Source organism: Rhodococcus sp. IEGM 1370, from assembly GCF_033142325.1.
GTDB lineage: Bacteria > Actinomycetota > Actinomycetes > Mycobacteriales > Mycobacteriaceae > Rhodococcoides.
In genome coordinates this window covers 86,641-102,656 of record NZ_JAWLRY010000013.1, presented here as the reverse complement: position 1 = coordinate 102,656, position 16,016 = coordinate 86,641, and the positions used below count along the sequence as shown (strand labels likewise).

The following is a 16,016-nucleotide window of genomic DNA, read 5'->3' as shown; positions in this document are numbered from 1 at the left end:
TCAGGTGATGACCGGCAACGTGGACCAGGGAAAATTGATCCACTTGTCGGTCTCTCGCCACGAGTAGTCGGGCTGCACAATGGTTCTCGGCTTGGTGTAGATCACGGCCGATCGCACGTCGGCGGTATGCGCCTTCAGTAGGTCGATGACCAGAGCCAGTGTGCGACCGGAATCGGCGACGTCGTCGACGACGAGCAACTTCTTGCCGACGATTGCGTCGGTGTCCAGAAGTGGTTCGAGGACAACAGGATCGGGCAAGGTCTCTTCGATGTCGGAGTAGAACTCGACATTGAGGGTGCCCGCCGCCTTGACGCCCATCGCATAGGAGATCGCACCCGCGGGAATGAGTCCGCCGCGAGCGATTGCGATGACGATGTCCGGGACGAACCCGTCGTCGACGATCTTCGCGGTCAGGTCACGCGAGGCGTCCCCGAACGTCGCCCATGTCAGCACTTCACGTTCCTGTTCGGTCATGGAGCATCACTCTACCCAGCACCGAATTTTGCCGATCCAGCAAAGATGTTTGCGTGAAGGCCTGACAGCGGGCAGTCTCGAACCATGGCCGACCACACACATACTCACACTCATGCCGCCGACGGGACCCACGTAGAACCGGATTTCGAGAACGGTGCCTTCGACGAGGCATTCTGGGACGACCTCTACAACCAGCGCACCACCATCTGGAGCGGCAATCCCAATGCCGTGTTGGTACAGGAAGCGTCCGAGCTGACTCCGGGTCGCGCACTGGACATCGGCTGCGGTGAAGGTGCGGACTCCCTGTGGCTGGCCGGCGAAGGCTGGAACGTGACCGGCGTCGACATCTCCGATGTCGCCCTCGGCCGGGCTCGCGCGGCGCAGCAGGCTCTGGAGCCGCAGACACTCGCGGTGGAATGGCGTCAGGAAGACGTTCTGGACTGGACTCCCCCGGCCGCGGCGTTCGATCTGGTGTCGGTGCACTTCCTGCAGGTGCCGCCGGACGAGCTCGCACTGACCACGCGCAGGTTCGCGGCTGCTGTCGCACCGAAGGGACGTCTTCTGATCGTCGGGCACAGTCCGAGCGACAGCCACGCCTCGCAGCACCCGGCCAAGAACCGGCTGTTCGCTCCGGAACCGGTGGTCACCGCGGCGGGCGACGGGTTCGAGCAGATCCATGCCGAACACCGCACCCGTACGACGCCCGACGGCGACGAGCGCATCGACACGGTGGTGGTACTACAGCGCCGGTAAACTCGGGCGGTGTTCTCGCAGTCGACGTATCGAATTCCCCTGGCCGTCACCTTCGTGGTGGCGCTGATCGTGCTGTTCACCCCCGCGTCCGGGGTGCCGTCGGGATTTCAGCACAGCGACAAGATCATTCACTTCGTGTTGTTCGCGGTACTCGCGTACACCTCTCGCCTGGCCGGAATCGGCTGGGCCGGCACCGCAGCGTGGGTACTGGCATTCGCGGCGATATCGGAGGTCCTGCAAGCGAATCTGCCGCTGGGACGCTCCGGATCGGTCGCCGACGCTCTCGCCGATGCCGCCGGAGTTGCTGTGGGCCTGGTCGCGGCGAGCCGGGTACTACCGCGGCCCGTCGGAAATGCCGCGGACCTGCACTAGACTGTGTCTGCACCGGGTTTCCCCGGCCTGCGCGCACACTCCGGAAGGAACGCCATCACCTCGTCCTCTGCCCCGCACGATATCTACCTCGTTCCACCGGAGCACGAGACCAATGATGCCGTCACCCGAGAATCCGCAGCGTCCGCAGCACGCCTGAGCGAACGATCCGACGTGGTCAGCCACGACGGCCGCTACGCACTGACGATCACCTCCACCACCCCGCACCAGGCGATGGTCGAGGACCTGCTGTTCGTTCGCGCCGTGCTCGACGCCGCCCGCATCAAGTACCTGCTCGTCCGCGGCAACGACGAACGACCGGTCATCGCCATCGAACTGGCTGCCCGGGACGCGCTGACCACCGCATTGGTACACGCCTGCCGCGCCGAGCCGTTCTACTCCAAGACCGTCGACGCCCGCGGGAAAGCCGTGCTGGTTGCCGACGGCACACTCTCACCGTCGGCCAACGCCCGGATCGTGCGGCTGTACCGTCCGCGAGTCGAACCGTTCAGCGGGTTGTACTACGGCGCATCGACGGCAGTGCAGATCGAACTGTGGTCGTTCTCGCCGTCCGAGATCGTGCTTCCGATCGAGAATTCGCTGACCCGTCGCAACATTCGGCCCGACGAAGCCGTCCGCGGAACGGTCGAACGCTTCGGCAGAACGTGGCCGACCATCGAGAACATGTTCGCCGACCACGCGTCGGACATCAATTTCGACATCGACATCGTGTTCTCCTGGGTCGACGGCTCCTCGGCAGAATTCCAGGCCCAGCGCGCGCGGCGGATGGCTAACTACGTCGTCGGTGAGGGTGACGACTCGGCAGCCCGCTACCGGCAGATCGACGAACTGAAGTACGCGCTGCGGTCGATCCACATGTACGCACCGTGGATCAGGCGCATCTTCGTGGCCACCGACTCGGCGAGGCCTGCATGGCTCGCCGACCACCCCAAGGTGACGTTCGTGCCGAGCGAGGCCTTCTTCGTCGACACATCCGTTCTGCCGACCCACAATTCGCAGGCCGTCGAAAGCCAACTGCACCACATTCCTGGATTGTCCGAGCACTTCCTGTATTCGAACGACGACATGTTCTTCGGTCGACCGGTCAGTCCGTCGATGTTCTTCTCCCCCGGTGGAATCAGCATGTTCATCGAAGCGACGACCCGAATCGGGTTGGGCTACAGCGACGCCGACCGCAGCGGTTTCGAGAACGCGGCGCGGGTGAACCGTCGAATCCTGCAGAACCGATTCGGAATGACCACAACCCGGCATCTCGAACACGCGGCAACACCGCTGCGGCGCAGCGTGATGCAGGAGATGGAGAACGAATTCCCGGACGAGTTCGCCTCCACCGCGGCGAGCGCGTTCCGGGCGAGTACCAACATCTCGGTGACCAACTCGCTGTACCACTACTACGCGCTGATGAGCGGTCGCGCCGTGGTCCAGAAGGACGCCAAGGTCCGGTATATCGACACCACCACCGTGGCCGGTCTCGACCTGATGGAGAAGCTGCTCCCCAAGCGATCGGTGGACTTCTTCTGCCTCAACGACGGCAGCTTCCCCGAGGTCGACCTGGACCTGCGCACCCGAACGGTGACACAGTTCCTGGACAAGTACTTCCCCATCGTCGCGCCCTGGGAACGCGCGAGGACCGACGAACGCTGACGCTCAGGCGTCGCTGAACGTCTTGCGCCGCGCGCTGTCTGCGATGGTCACTCCCGCTGCGTTCAGCCTGCGCGCAGTCTCCTGAGCCGAGACCGGCTCTCCCACAGTGTCGTACGACCCTGTGGGCACCACCGAATGCACGACGGTGTCCTCGTAGACATGGACCAGGTTGTAGCCCTGGGCACCGTCGCGTCCGCGCAATCCGCCTGCGGGCACGTTCAGATCCTGGGTGTAGCAGGTGGCCGACGCCACCGAGACCGGGATACCCGCGAACGTGGCCGTCGTCGAATAGTGCAGGTGCCCAGCAAGAATGGATCGCACATCGGTTCCGCGTAGCACGTCGGCCAGGCGAGGCTGATCGATCAGCTCGACCAGCACGGCGAGATCGAGCACGGTCGGTACCGGCGGATGATGCATCGCGAGAATGGTGCCGAACTCGGCGGGGGTAGCGAGAGTGTCTGCCAACCAAGCCAATTGCTCGTCGCCGAGCTCGCCGTGATGCCTGCCCGGGACCGTCGTGTCGAGCGTCACCACACGAAGACCGTCGACGTCATGGACACGATCGATGGACTGCCCGGTGGGTTCGGCGTCGAGAAGCTTCTGACGAAACGTCGCCCGGTCGTCGTGATTGCCCATCGCCCAGACGATCTGCGCACCGAGTTCCTCGGCCACCGGCTCGACCAACACGCGCAATTTCTCGTACGCGCCCGGCTCACCCTTGTCCGTCAGATCCCCCGTGAACACCAATGCGTCGGGCCGCACACCGGAGTTGCGTACGTCGGTCATCACCTGCTCGAGCCGCAAATGACTGTCCACGCCCCCGTACAACCGACCTCCGCCGTCGACGAGATGCGTGTCGCTGATATGCAGCAAGCAGTGATGGGGACGTGGGTACTCGGCCATCCGAGACTTCATCGAACTCTCGCTCACGATCGGACCTACCGTTTCACGTTCACCCGGCCGGGCGAACGCCACTGTTGCAACCCAAGCATACGAGCGTTCACTGAGAAAAAGCTGGTCGGATCTACGCGGTGAACACCGCACCAACATCCGGCGTGTGACAGGTTGAGAGCATGACGAAACCGAAGCTGACCACCCTTCTCGCAACTGCAGGACTGACGGTGGGGTCGATGGTCGGCATCGGCGTCGCGCCCGCTGCCGCGCAGGAGCTGCCGACCGTGGTGCTGGTGCACGGAGCCTTCGCGGACAACACCAGCTGGGACGGCGTAGCCGACAACCTCCGTGGCCGCGGCTACCCGGTGGTGACGGCGGACAACTCGCTGCGCGGACCGGCGTTCGACGCGGCCTCGGTCACCGATGTCGTCGAGAGCATCGACGGGCCGGTGGTACTGGTAGGCCATTCGTACGGCGGCACGGTGATCAGCAACGTGCACGCCGACAACGTGGAAGCGCTGGTCTACGTCGCCTCGTTCATGCCCGTCGAGGGCGAACCCGTCGCCCTGGAACTCGACCCCATCCGATTCCCGGTGACCGCGCTGGTGCCGCCGGTGATCGGCCTGTCGATCGTCGACGACTCCTCCAACCTGATCGGCAAGAACGTCGACTCGTACATCACGCCTGCCCTGTTCCGGCCGTTCTTCGCCCCTGATGTCACCGAGGAGCAGGCCGCGCGCATGGTCGCTCACCAGAAGACGATCGCTGCCGGTGCGCTGCTCGAGCCGAGCGGTCCGCCGTCCTGGGCGGACACACCGTCGTGGGCGCTGATTCCCCAGCAGGATCAGATCATCCCGGCCTCGGCCGAGCGGTTCATGGCGCAGCGGGCGGGTGCTCGGGTGACCGAGGTGCCGGGTTCGCACGCGATCCTGGTCTCGAACCCCGCAGCCGTGGCCGATCTCGTCGCCGAGGCGGATGCGGGCAGCTGACACCTCACGAAACGACCTCGGGCCCGGCCACCTGTCGACGGTGGCCGGGCCCGAGGAGTGTTCGGACGAGCGTCAGATCCCGATGAGATCGTGATCGGCGACCTTCGCGGCAAGGATGCGTAGGTGCTCGTCGGCACCACCGAGCGTGTGCTCGATGGCCACCAGTCGACTGGTGTAGTGCCCCACCGGATATTCGGCCGTCACGCCGATTCCGCCGTGCAACTGAATGGCCTCCTGGCCGATCTTGCGACCGGACCGCGAGATCTGCAGCTTCGCTCGCGACGCGATTGTCGGGTCGACGTTGCCGTCGGCCAAGGACATCGTGGCGTACAGGCTCATGCTGCGGGCGAGTTCGAGCAGCACGTACATGTCCGCCGCACGGAAGGTGAGCGCCTGGAACTTGGCCAGCGGAACCCCGAACTGCTTGCGCTGCTTGAGGTAATCGGTGGTCAACCGAAGCGCCTCTTCCATCGCACCGATCGCCTCGGCGCAGAGCGCGGCCTGCGCTCGCACCTCGGCACCGGTGATGGCCGCGGCCGCGTTCTCGGCGGTGCCGAGCGGTTCGGCTGCGACGTCGACGAATTCGATCTGCGCGGCGCGCTGACCGTCGTGGGTGGCGTAGGACTTGCGCGTGAGACCGGTCGCATCGGCGTCGACGACGAACAGTCCCGTTCCACCGCTGGGCAGCGTCGCACTGACGACGATCACGTCTGCGCTACCACCGTGCGGAACCGGATTCTTGACGCCGCTGATCGACCACGACCCACCGTCCTCGGTGGCGGCGGTGGCGACCTCGACGTTGGGCCAGCGGCTACCGGATTCGTTGTGCGCGAACGCCAACATCGACGATCCCTCGGCCACGGGCGGCAGGAGCCGCGCGCGCTGATCGGCGCTGCCGAGCTCGGAGATCAACCCGCCGGGAACGAGGACGGCGTCGAGGATCGGCTCCGGTGCGAGCCGTCGTCCGACCTCGGTCATCACCGCCATGATCTCCACCGGACCGGCGTCCATTCCGCCGTCTTCCTCGCTGAACGTCAGACCCAGCAGGCCGACCTCCGCCAACTGCTTCCAGACGTCGGTGCTCCAGCCCAGCTCACCGGCAACGATCTTGTTGCGCTTCTCGGTGTCGTAGGCCCGCGAGAGAACCTCACGAGTGGTGTCGCGCAGCAGCTTCTGCTCTTCGTTGAGTTCGAAATCCATGTCTTCAGATGCTCCCTTACAGTCCGAGAATCGCAGAGGCGATGATGGTGCGCTGAACCTCGTTCGAGCCGCCGTAGATCGACACCTTGCGGTAGTTGAGATAACCCGGTACCGAGCGCTGCGCCCAGCCCTCGCTCTCGATGTCCTCGCCCGCCTCGTAGGGCAGTGAGTCCGGCCCGGCAACGTCCATCAGCAATTCGGTGGTGGCCTGCTGCAGTTCCGATCCCCGCAGCTTGAGGATGGACGACGCCGGATTCGGCTTGCCGTCGTCCGAGCTCGACACCATGCGCAGCTGAGTCAGCTCGAGGGCGAGCAGTTCGTTCTCGACCTCGGTCATCTTGGCCGCGAACAGTGGATCCTCGAGCAGCGTGCCGGTGCCGACCTTGGTCTGCGCCGCGTGCTTCTTCGCCTGTCCCAGATGGACTTTGGTGTGTCCGGCCCGGGCGACGCCGGTGCGCTCGTTGCCGAGCAGGAACTTGGCGTAGCTCCAGCCCTGGTTCTCCTCGCCGACGAGGTTCTCCGCCGGAACGCGAACGTTGTCGAAGAAGACCTCGTTGACCTCGACACTGCCGTCGACCAGCTTGATGGGACGCATCTCGATGCCGGGAGTGTTCAGATCGATGAGCAGGAAGGAGATTCCGGCCTGCTTCTTCGGCGCGTCCGGGTTGGTGCGCACGAGGGCGAAGATCCAGTCGGCGTACTGGCCGAGCGTGGTCCACGTCTTCTGTCCGTTGACGATGTAGTCGTCACCGTCGCGGATGGCGGTGGTGCGCAACGACGCCAGGTCCGATCCGGCCTCGGGCTCGGAGAAGCCCTGGCACCACCAGATGTCGAGGTTCGCCGTCTTGGGCAGGAACTTCTCCTTGAGCTCCTGCGAGCCGAACGTCGCGATGACCGGACCGACCATCGAGGCGTTGAACGCCAGCGGCTCGGGCACCGACGCCAACTGCATTTCGTCGAGCCAGATGTGACGCTGTACAGCGGTCCAGTCGCGGCCACCGAACTCGGCGGGCCAATGCGGCACCGCCAGGCCGTTCTCGTTCAGGATTCGCATGGTCGTAACCACCTCGTCCTTGCTCAACTCCTGACCCGTCGCGCTCTTCTCGCGAATCTCGGCGGGGACCTTCGTGGTGAAGAACGTCCGCATCTCGTCACGGAACGCGGCCTCTTCTTCTGTCAGGGCAAGATTCATCGACAATCCTCCAAGCTCGTTCGCGTATCTTCGTATCGACCGTACTCCCTGGTAACTCTGGGATATTCTCCGCTCACTATGACTCTTCTGGCACTGGTTCGGCACGGTGAAACGAACTGGAATCTGCACGGGCGCCTGCAGGGCTCTTCGGACATTCCTCTCAACGACACCGGGCGAGCTCAGGCCCGCGAAGCCGGCTACGAACTCGAGTACCGGACATGGGACCACCTGGTCAGCTCCCCGCTGATCAGAGCGGCGGAAACCGCAGACATCATCGGCGCGCACCTGGGTCTGACCCGCACCGCCGAGTTCCCCGATCTGGCCGAGCGGCACTTCGGTGACGCCGAGGGCTTCACCGACTGGGACGCGTACTCGCACTGGCCGGACGGCCGGTACCCGGGCTTGGAGCCACGCTCAGACCTGATCGTGCGAGGTGTGCGCGGCGTGGACGAGATCGCGTCGCGTTTCCCGGACTCCGCGGTGATCGCCGTGGCGCACGGCGGCGTCATCCGGGCGATCTTCGACGCGATCCGGCGACGCCACTCCCCGCGCATCCTCAACGCGGGCGTCTCCACCCTCGAACACGACGGTTCTCGCTGGACCGTTCGCACCATCAACGGCATCCCGGTCTGACAGAGTTTTCTTTCATGGAGATCGAACGTCGCATCACCGAACTCGGCTTCACGTTGCCCGGCGAACCGACCGCCCCACCCGGTTTCGAGTTCTCGTTCGAATGGGTGCGCGTCCGCGGCAACCGGATCTTCGCCTCGGGCCATTCCCCATTGGACCCGGACGGCACCCTGGCCGGCCCGTTCGGTGCAGTGCCGTCGCAGGTCGATCTCGACTCGGCCACCGATGCCGCACGCGACACCGCGCTGGCGCTCCTCGGCAGCGTCGCCAGGGCAATCGGCGACCTCGATCGAATCAGCGCGTGGTTGACCGTGACCGGGTCGGTCAACGCCGACCACGGCTTCACTCAGACCACCACGGTCGTCAACGGCTTCTCGGATCTGGTGCTCGCCATCTTCGGCCCGGAGATCGGTGCTCATGCCCGCACCGCACTCGGGGTGGCGGCATTGCCGATGAACAACACCGTCGTGGTGTCAGCGGAACTGGAGATCGACGGGTAGGTTTTGCTCCACTCGTACATACGGCGAAAGCGGGCGCAGATGGTGCGCAGATCGATTCTTGCTCTGGTCGCGATCCTCATCGGCATCCTCGGGTTGTCCGGCTGTAGTTCGTCCTCACAGTCACTGCTGGACCGGGTGCAGGACGAGGGCGTACTGGTCGTCGGCACCGAGGGCACCTACAGCCCGTTCAGCTATCAGGGCGCGGACGGACAACTCACCGGATACGACATCGACGTCATCAACGCCGTCGGAGCCGAACTGGGCGTACGCGTCGACTTCGTGCAGACCCCGTTCGATTCGATCTTCGCCGGACTGCAATCCCAACGCTTCGACCTGATCGCCAACCAGGTCTCGATCACCCCCGCGCGCCAGTCGGCCTACGACCTGTCCACGCCGTACACGGTGTCGGAAGGCCAGATCCTCACCGCCGCAGACGACTCCACCATCACCTCTCTCGCCGATCTGGCCGGCAAGACCACCGCGCAATCCTCGACGAGCAACTGGGCCGAGGTCGCGGCGAACGCAGGCGCGAACGTCGAAGCCGTCGAGGGATTCGTCCAGGCGGTCACTCTCGTCAAGGACGGCCGCGTCGACGCCACCGTCAACGACTCCCTCGCCATCGCCGAATACCTGCAGCAGACCGGCGACACCGGCGTGAAGATCGCAGGCGAGACCGGCGACACGACGCTGCAATCCTTCGTGGCCCGCAAGGACAGTGGGCTGATGGACGAGGTCGACACCGCCATCGACACGCTGCGCGAGAACGGCACCATCGCCGAGATCTCGAACAAGTACTTCGGCAGTGATGTCGCCGCACCGACCGCCGACACCGTGGTTCCGACAAGCGACGACGCAGCGTCCACGGCACCGTCCAAAACGCAGCTCGTTCTCGACAACCTGTGGCCGATGCTCAAAGCAACGGTGACAATGACCATTCCGCTCACCGCCATCAGCTTCGTGGTCGGGCTCGTCATAGCCCTCGCGGTGGCATTGGCCCGGATCTCGTCGATCACACCGCTCGCCGCGGTCGCCCGGTTCTACGTCTCGATCATCCGCGGCACTCCCCTGCTGCTGCAGCTGTTCATCATCTTCTACGGGCTACCGCAGTTCGGCATCGTGATCTCGCCGTTCCCGGCCGCGGTGGTCGCGTTCTCGCTCAATGTCGGTGGCTACGCGGCCGAGGTGATCCGGGCCGCGATACTGAGCGTGCCCAAGGGGCAGTGGGAGGCCGCGCAGACCATCGGGATGGGCTACCGAACCACGTTGCAGCGCATCGTACTTCCGCAGGCACTGCGCACCGCGGTACCACCGTTGTCGAACACGCTGATCTCGCTGGTCAAGGACACCTCGCTGGCATCGACCATCCTGGTGACCGAACTGCTGCGCGTCGCACAGCTGGCAGCGGCACCGACCTTCGACTTCTTCACCCTGTATACCGTTGCGGCGCTCTACTACTGGGTGATCTGCATCGTTCTCTCGTTCTTCCAAGGCAAACTCGAAGTCCGACTCGACAGGTACGTGGCCAAATGACAGACCTGCTGGAAGTATCCGCACTGAAGAAATCGTTCGGGCCACTCGAGGTGTTGAAGGACATCTCGTTCACCGTGCCGTCCGGCACCGTCACCGTCATCATCGGACCGTCCGGATCCGGCAAGACCACGGTGCTGCGCACACTGAACGCACTCGATCAGGCCGACGCAGGCATCATCCGCATCGGGGACGTGTCGGTGGATTTCGCAGAATCCGTAAACACGGCGCAGCTCCGACACTTCCGCGCTCAGAGCGGCATGGTGTTCCAGAGCCACAACCTGTTTCCGCACAAGACGGTGCTGCAGAACATCATCGAGGGACCGGTGATCGTGCAGAAGCGAGCCAAGGACGACGCCATCCGTGACGCGCACGCGATCCTCGATCAGATCGGTCTCGACGCCAAGTCCGACCAGTACCCGTTCCAACTGTCCGGAGGCCAGCAACAACGCGTCGGAATCGCCCGAGCTCTGGCCCTGCGCCCCAAGCTGATGCTGTTCGACGAGCCCACCTCGGCCCTCGATCCCGAACTCGTCGGCGAGGTGCTCGGCGTCATCAAAGGCCTTGCCGCGCAGGGGTGGACGATGGTGATCGTCACCCACGAAATCCGCTTCGCCCAGCAGGTCGCCGATCAGGTGCTGTTCATCGAGAACGGCGTCGTCCTCGAACGCGGCACACCGGAACAGGTGCTGGTGAACCCGACGGAGCCCCGTACCCGCCAGTTCCTGCAGCGGATACTTGCGTAGAGCGCTGCGCGCATGTGAGTGGAACTTCGTAGCAGGGGTCGTGTTCAGTCCGGGGACATATGAGACACGAGATGTCCACGGACATGTGACACACGGGCTGTGATGATGCTGCGGGGCACTGTGACCGGCTATGGAGTAATCCATGGCCAGATCGGATGCCCGGATGAACCTGCTCGACGCCACCTTGACCGCATGGATCATCGAGGGAGCGGACGTCTTCGACGAACGAGGCCTGTCAGGCTTCTGCGCCGACCACGGGCTCTCCCGCAGTACCGCCAACCGTCACGCCGCCCGGATCCGAGAACGGGGCCGGTGGGAACTCGACTCCCGCCGGCCCCGCTCGAGCCCGACACGCACCCCCGACACCATCGAAGCCCGCATCATCGCGCTCCGCGGCAAATTGGGCCGCGACAACGGTGCCGACAACATCCGCTACGAGCTGACCAAGATTGCCGCCGAACATGATTGGGCCAGCAAAGGCTGGAAGGTCCCGGCCCGATCGACCATCAACAACATCCTCACCCGCCACGGCCTGGTGACCCCGGAGCCCAAGAAGCGACCCAAATCGTCCTACCGCCGATTCCAATACGCCCGACCCCGTGACTGCTATCAGATCGACGCCACCGAAGTCGTACTCGCCGGCGGCGGGAAAGCCACCGTCTTCGAGGTTCTCGACGACTGCACCCGCACCCTCGTCGCGACGTACGTCTGCCACGCCGAGACCACCACCGGAGCCATCACCGCCATCGGCAGAGCGTTCACCGACTACGGAGTACCGGCAATCGTGTTGTCCGACAACGGAATGGCATTCTGCGCGACCGCGTCGAAGGGCCGCTCGAAGTTCGGCGCGTTCGTCACCGGGTCCGGTGCCCGGCTCATTCACTCGAGCCCGTACCACCCGCAGACCAACGGCAAAGTCGAACGCCACCACCGCACCTTCAAACAGTGGCTCACCGACCAACCCACCCGGCCCGCCACCACCGCCGAGTTGCAGACATCGTGCAATCGGTACCAGAAGTTCTACAACACCGACCGCCGCCACAGTGCCGTGAACATGCCCCCGCAGCAGGCATGGAACCGCGCAACAACCCTGGGCGGCCCGGAGCACCTACCCGCCCAGGTCGACGCCACAGTCGGTACCCACTCCGTCTCCGGCTCCGGCGTGATCTCCGTCGGCGACCACACGATCTCGGTCGGACGGCCCCACGCACACACTCGCGTGACCGTCCTGCGCGACGGAAACCACATCACCACCTACACGGCCAGCGGAGAAGTCCTCGGCCACTTGCACCTGGACACCGACAAGCGCTACCAAGGACAACTCCACCGCCCCGCAGCCTAGAATCGTGTCTCACATGTATCGAGACACCCGTGTCCCACATGTATCAAGACAGCACACGTAGCAGGGGTCGAGTTTCCACTCACCTGCGGCAAAGCCGCTCTAGAGGTGCGGCAGCACCTTGTCCAGGGTGATCGGCAGGTCGCGGACTCGGACGCCGGTGGCGTTGTAGACGGCATTGCCGATGGCCGCCGAGGATCCGACCGCACCGATCTCACCGATTCCCTTGCCGCCCATCGGCGCGAGTTCGGTGTCGACCTCCTCGACCCACACGGCCTCGAGATCGGTGACGTCCGCACACGCCGGGATGTGGTACTCGGCGAGATCGTGATTGGCGAACCCGCCGAACTCGTGATCGGTGATGCCGTTCTCCATCAGCGCCATGCCGAGTCCGAACGTCATGCCGCCGATGAGCTGAGACCTCGCCAGCCGCGGGTTCATCACCGCGCCGATGCCGAAGACGCCGAGCATCCTACGTACCCGCACCTCACCGGTGTCGACGTCGACCGCGACCTCGGCGAACTGGGCACCGAAAGCCATGCGCGCCAGCTCCTTCTGCCCCTCGACGTCGTCGGTGGTGTCGGCCTCGGCGGAGTTGCCCGGCTCGTACGAACCCTGAGACTTCAACGAGTGGCAGACCTTGGTGACGGCCCAGCCCCACGACGAGGTACCCGAGGACCCACCGGCTCCCGGAGCGGTCGGCAGAGCGCTGTCGCCGAGTTCGACGGTCACGCTGTCTGCATCGACCTCGAGAGCATCGGCGGCAATCTGTCGCAGCACGGTGCGCGCGCCGGTACCGATGTCCGACGCGGCGACGGACACCGTGATCGTGCCGTCCGACTCCACTCGCGCCGACGCGGTACTCGGTGAGATCAGCACTGGGTAGCTGGCCGTCGCGACTCCCATGCCGACAAGAGTGTTGCCTTCTCTACGCTGTCCGGGCGTGGGATCGCGGCGGTCCCAGCCGAACTTCTCCGCACCCTCGCGAAGGCACTGCACCACACTGCGTGAGCTGAACGGGTTACCACTGGCCGGATCGACGTCCGGCTCGTTGCGAACGCGCAGTTCGATCGGATCGACGCCGGTGGCCGCGGCCAATTCGTCGATGGCTGTCTCGACGGCGAACATGCCGGGTGCCTCGCCGGGTGCCCGCATCCACCGCGGCGTTCCGACGTCCAGCTTCGCGAGACGGTGGGTGGTGCGACGGTTGGGGGCCGCATAGATGTGCCGAGTCGATTCCGACGTCTGCTCACAGAACTCGAAGATCGTGCTGGTCTGCTGGAACGAATCGTGCGCGATCGCCTGCATCGCACCGGTCGAATCAGCGCCCAGACGAACGTGATTGAGCGTCGGAGTGCGGTACCCGACGACATCGAACAACGCCTGCCTCGGCAGCACCAATTTCACGGTGCGGCCGGTGGCTCGCGCGGCCATCGCAGCGAGGATCGCATTGGGCCGAGTACTTCCCTTGGCTCCGAAACCGCCGCCGACGATCTCCGCGACGACGCGAACGTTCTCGGGCTCGAGGTCGAACGCCGTGGCGAGATCGCCCTGCACACCCGACGGTGCCTGCGTCGAGTCCCACAGCGTCAGAACGCCGTCGGCCCACTGCGCCGTGGTGGCATGCGGCTCCATCGGACTGTTGTGCATCGGCGCGGTGGAATACCAGTTGTCGACGACATGCTCGGCCGTCTTCAGCGCTGCATCGGGATCCCCGATCGTCACGTCGGTGGGAAAGCCGGCGTTCACGGACTCGGGTGCGTAGAGCGAGCCGTGCTCGGCCGTCAAAGTGTTGTCGGGTGAGCGGACATCGGTGTACTGCACCCGCACTCGGGCTGCGGCGGCGCGGGCGTCCTGAAGAGTATCTGCCACGACGACGGCCACGATCTGACCGCGGTACGCGACGGTGTTCGACTGCAGGACATGCAGTTCGGCGTCCTCGACCTCACCCAGCTTCTCCGCGTTGCCGTGCCAGACGACCGCATGCACGGTGGGGTCGTCGTCCAGTTCGACTCGTTCGACCGTGCCCGCAGGAACTGTCGCGGGCACGTACCAGGCGTACAGCTGCCCGACGGCCGGCGGTTGCTCGGCGGCGTACCGAGCCCGGCCGGTGACCTTCGCGATCGATTCGGTGCGCTGAATCGGTTGTCCGATCGATGCAGTCATGACCGGTCTCCCGACACTGTGAGTTCCGCCAAGGTGCGGGTGACGAGGTTGGTCACCAGTGGGATCTTGAACGCGTTGTCGCGCAACGGTTCCGCCGCGTCGAGTTCCAACGCGATGGCCCGCCGGAACGACGCCTCCTCGGCGGCCGCGCCGAGCAGGGTGTGCTCGGCCGTGCGAGCCCGCCACGGCTTGTGCGCCACACCGCCCAGCGCGATCGACACCCCGCGCACGATTCCGTCCTCGACATCGAGAGTGGCGGCGACCGAGGCGATCGCGAAGGCGTAGGACTGCCGGTCTCGCACCTTGCGGTAGGTGGAGACGGTGCCGTCCGCCGGTGCCGGTATCTCGATGGCCGTGACGAGTTCGTCCCGCGCGACCGTGTTGTCGCGCTCGGGCGCGTCGCCGGGTAGCCGATAGAAGTCATCGATCGCGAGGGTGCGCTCTCCGTCGACTCCGCGCACGACCACACGTGCGTCGAGAGCGGACAGCGCGACCGCCATGTCGGATGGATGCGTCGCCACGCAGGCCTCCGAGGCCCCGAGGATGGCAAGGTTGCGGTGCTCACCGGTCCGGGCCGGGCAGCCCGACCCGGGTTCGCGCTTGTTGCACGGCTTCGATGCATCCATGAAGTACACGCACCGAGTGCGCTGGAACAGGTTCCCGCCGGTGGTGGCCATGTTGCGCAATTGACCCGAGGCACCGGCCAGCACCGCCCGCGACAGCACCGGATAACGCTGACGCACCACCGGGTGCACCGCGAGATCACTGTTGCTCACGCCGGAACCGACACGAAGCGAGCCGTCGTCGGATACATCGATGTCGTGCAACGGAAGTCGCGTCACGTCGATCAGCGTCGTCGGGCCCACGACTCCGAGTTTCATCAGGTCCACGAGGTTGGTTCCCCCGCCGAGCAGCATCGCGTTCTCGTTCTCGGCGAGGCGGGCCACGGCATCGTCGACTGCGGTGGCTGCGTCGTACTCGAAGGTCTTCACGACGCGTCCCGTACGGCCGCCACGATATTGCAGTAGGCACCGCAGCGACAGAGGTTGCCGCTCATACGTTCTCGTATTTCGTCGGGATCGAGTTCGACGTCGGCACCCTCGATGTCCTCGGTGACCGCGCTGGGCCATCCCTGCTTGGCCTCTTCGATCACCGCGACCGCCGAACAGATCTGCCCGGATGTGCAGTACCCGCACTGGAACGCGTCGCGATCGACGAAGGCCTGCTGCACGGGGTGCAGGGTGTCGCCATCGGCCAACCCCTCGACCGTGGTGATCTCACGATCCTGCTGCGCCACTGCGAACGTCAGGCAGCTGTTGATCCGCCGTCCGTCCACAGGCCCCGCACTGCCCGTGGTCACACCCCTTCTTGGCACCGATCAGGTCCAGGTTCTCGCGGAGAGCGTCGAGCAGGGTGGTTCGGGTATCGCAGTCGAAAGCGCGGTCGGTCCCGTTGACACGGAGAGTGACGTTGGTCATGCACGGGCGGATACCCGCGGCCTCGGCCACCAAACGCTCGCGCTTGGGTCGTGCGCGGAAACTCGTAAAGGGCTACGAAGTGCCGTGCACGTGC

The 16,016-nt window shown here is 65.1% G+C and carries 15 protein-coding genes and 1 pseudogene; 9 read left to right on the top strand and 7 right to left on the bottom strand.

What is annotated here, in order from left to right:
- The gene (locus R4P47_RS16735; RefSeq protein ID WP_149407970.1) at positions 1-474 is read right to left on the bottom strand and encodes a phosphoribosyltransferase; all 474 of its coding nucleotides are present in this window, start codon (positions 472-474) and stop codon (positions 1-3) included.
- Positions 475-558: 84 nt separating this feature from the next.
- Here R4P47_RS16735 and R4P47_RS16730 point away from each other — a divergent pair, with 84 nt between their 5' ends.
- From R4P47_RS16730 to R4P47_RS16720, 3 genes are all read left to right on the top strand, one after another.
- Positions 559-1,227 (top strand): class I SAM-dependent methyltransferase, encoded by a 669-nt coding sequence (locus tag R4P47_RS16730; protein ID WP_317785229.1) that lies wholly within the window; start codon positions 559-561, stop codon positions 1,225-1,227.
- 9 nt (positions 1,228-1,236) lie between these two features.
- Positions 1,237-1,599 (top strand): VanZ family protein, encoded by a 363-nt coding sequence (locus tag R4P47_RS16725; RefSeq protein WP_317785228.1) that lies wholly within the window; start codon positions 1,237-1,239, stop codon positions 1,597-1,599.
- 153 nt (positions 1,600-1,752) lie between these two features.
- A complete protein-coding gene (locus R4P47_RS16720; protein WP_188078858.1) occupies positions 1,753-3,261 on the top strand; it encodes a stealth family protein in 1,509 nt (502 codons plus the stop codon).
- 3 nt (positions 3,262-3,264) lie between these two features.
- Here R4P47_RS16720 and R4P47_RS16715 read toward each other — a convergent pair whose 3' ends face one another.
- Positions 3,265-4,176, bottom strand: coding sequence for a phosphodiesterase (locus R4P47_RS16715; protein ID WP_317785243.1), 912 nt, complete (start codon positions 4,174-4,176; stop codon positions 3,265-3,267).
- 158 nt (positions 4,177-4,334) lie between these two features.
- Between R4P47_RS16715 and R4P47_RS16710 the strand changes: the two genes are divergently transcribed.
- Positions 4,335-5,144 (top strand): alpha/beta fold hydrolase, encoded by an 810-nt coding sequence (locus tag R4P47_RS16710; RefSeq protein ID WP_149407967.1) that lies wholly within the window; start codon positions 4,335-4,337, stop codon positions 5,142-5,144.
- Between the two features lie 72 nt (positions 5,145-5,216).
- On the opposite strand, the gene R4P47_RS16705 is transcribed toward R4P47_RS16710, so the two are convergent.
- A complete protein-coding gene (locus tag R4P47_RS16705) occupies positions 5,217-6,344 on the bottom strand; it encodes an acyl-CoA dehydrogenase family protein (protein ID WP_149407966.1) in 1,128 nt (375 codons plus the stop codon).
- Positions 6,345-6,360: 16 nt separating this feature from the next.
- Positions 6,361-7,536, bottom strand: a complete 1,176-nt coding sequence (locus R4P47_RS16700) for an acyl-CoA dehydrogenase family protein (RefSeq protein ID WP_317785227.1) — start codon at positions 7,534-7,536, stop codon at positions 6,361-6,363.
- A 78-nt stretch (positions 7,537-7,614) separates the two neighbouring features.
- Here R4P47_RS16700 and R4P47_RS16695 point away from each other — a divergent pair, with 78 nt between their 5' ends.
- The 5 genes from R4P47_RS16695 to R4P47_RS16675 all read left to right on the top strand — a co-directional run bounded on the left by R4P47_RS16695 (position 7,615) and on the right by R4P47_RS16675 (position 12,281).
- On the top strand, positions 7,615-8,169 hold the full coding sequence (locus R4P47_RS16695) for a histidine phosphatase family protein (protein ID WP_300523895.1): 555 nt from the start codon (positions 7,615-7,617) through the stop codon (positions 8,167-8,169).
- A gap of 14 nt (positions 8,170-8,183) precedes the next feature.
- Positions 8,184-8,666: a RidA family protein gene (locus R4P47_RS16690; protein ID WP_300523894.1), complete on the top strand. Its 483-nt coding sequence runs from the start codon at positions 8,184-8,186 to the stop codon at positions 8,664-8,666.
- A 39-nt stretch (positions 8,667-8,705) separates the two neighbouring features.
- Positions 8,706-10,196, top strand: coding sequence for an ABC transporter permease subunit (locus R4P47_RS16685; RefSeq protein WP_300523893.1), 1,491 nt, complete (start codon positions 8,706-8,708; stop codon positions 10,194-10,196).
- Positions 10,193-10,939, top strand: a complete 747-nt coding sequence (locus R4P47_RS16680; RefSeq protein WP_317785226.1) for an amino acid ABC transporter ATP-binding protein — start codon at positions 10,193-10,195, stop codon at positions 10,937-10,939. Before R4P47_RS16685 ends, R4P47_RS16680 begins: the two co-directional genes overlap by 4 nt.
- 142 nt (positions 10,940-11,081) lie before the next feature.
- On the top strand, positions 11,082-12,281 hold the full coding sequence (locus R4P47_RS16675) for a DDE-type integrase/transposase/recombinase (RefSeq protein WP_317785225.1): 1,200 nt from the start codon (positions 11,082-11,084) through the stop codon (positions 12,279-12,281).
- A 99-nt stretch (positions 12,282-12,380) separates the two neighbouring features.
- On the opposite strand, the gene R4P47_RS16670 is transcribed toward R4P47_RS16675, so the two are convergent.
- The 3 genes and pseudogenes from R4P47_RS16670 to R4P47_RS16660 all read right to left on the bottom strand — a co-directional run bounded on the left by R4P47_RS16670 (position 12,381) and on the right by R4P47_RS16660 (position 15,922).
- A complete protein-coding gene (locus R4P47_RS16670) occupies positions 12,381-14,444 on the bottom strand; it encodes a xanthine dehydrogenase family protein molybdopterin-binding subunit (protein ID WP_317785224.1) in 2,064 nt (687 codons plus the stop codon).
- The gene (locus tag R4P47_RS16665; protein ID WP_094688050.1) at positions 14,441-15,436 is read right to left on the bottom strand and encodes an FAD binding domain-containing protein; all 996 of its coding nucleotides are present in this window, start codon (positions 15,434-15,436) and stop codon (positions 14,441-14,443) included. Before R4P47_RS16665 ends, R4P47_RS16670 begins: the two co-directional genes overlap by 4 nt.
- A pseudogene (locus tag R4P47_RS16660) lies at positions 15,433-15,922 on the bottom strand (2Fe-2S iron-sulfur cluster-binding protein). Before R4P47_RS16660 ends, R4P47_RS16665 begins: the two are co-directional and overlap by 4 nt.
- Between the last annotated feature and the right edge of the window lie 94 nt (positions 15,923-16,016).

What these genes read in the sequence shown, in the direction of transcription:
- R4P47_RS16690 (WP_300523894.1), top strand. Translation starts at nt 8,184, where the DNA reads ATGGAGATCGAACGTCGCATCACCGAACTCGGCTTCACGTTGCCCGGC.
- R4P47_RS16730 (WP_317785229.1), top strand. Translation starts at nt 559, where the DNA reads ATGGCCGACCACACACATACTCACACTCATGCCGCCGACGGGACCCAC.
- R4P47_RS16715 (WP_317785243.1), bottom strand. Translation starts at nt 4,176, where the DNA reads ATGAAGTCTCGGATGGCCGAGTACCCACGTCCCCATCACTGCTTGCTG.
- R4P47_RS16735 (WP_149407970.1), bottom strand. Translation starts at nt 474, where the DNA reads ATGACCGAACAGGAACGTGAAGTGCTGACATGGGCGACGTTCGGGGAC.
- R4P47_RS16705 (WP_149407966.1), bottom strand. Translation starts at nt 6,344, where the DNA reads ATGGATTTCGAACTCAACGAAGAGCAGAAGCTGCTGCGCGACACCACT.
- R4P47_RS16685 (WP_300523893.1), top strand. Translation starts at nt 8,706, where the DNA reads ATGGTGCGCAGATCGATTCTTGCTCTGGTCGCGATCCTCATCGGCATC.
- R4P47_RS16700 (WP_317785227.1), bottom strand. Translation starts at nt 7,536, where the DNA reads ATGAATCTTGCCCTGACAGAAGAAGAGGCCGCGTTCCGTGACGAGATG.
- R4P47_RS16670 (WP_317785224.1), bottom strand. Translation starts at nt 14,444, where the DNA reads ATGACTGCATCGATCGGACAACCGATTCAGCGCACCGAATCGATCGCG.
- R4P47_RS16695 (WP_300523895.1), top strand. Translation starts at nt 7,615, where the DNA reads ATGACTCTTCTGGCACTGGTTCGGCACGGTGAAACGAACTGGAATCTG.
- R4P47_RS16675 (WP_317785225.1), top strand. Translation starts at nt 11,082, where the DNA reads ATGGCCAGATCGGATGCCCGGATGAACCTGCTCGACGCCACCTTGACC.
- R4P47_RS16680 (WP_317785226.1), top strand. Translation starts at nt 10,193, where the DNA reads ATGACAGACCTGCTGGAAGTATCCGCACTGAAGAAATCGTTCGGGCCA.
- R4P47_RS16710 (WP_149407967.1), top strand. Translation starts at nt 4,335, where the DNA reads ATGACGAAACCGAAGCTGACCACCCTTCTCGCAACTGCAGGACTGACG.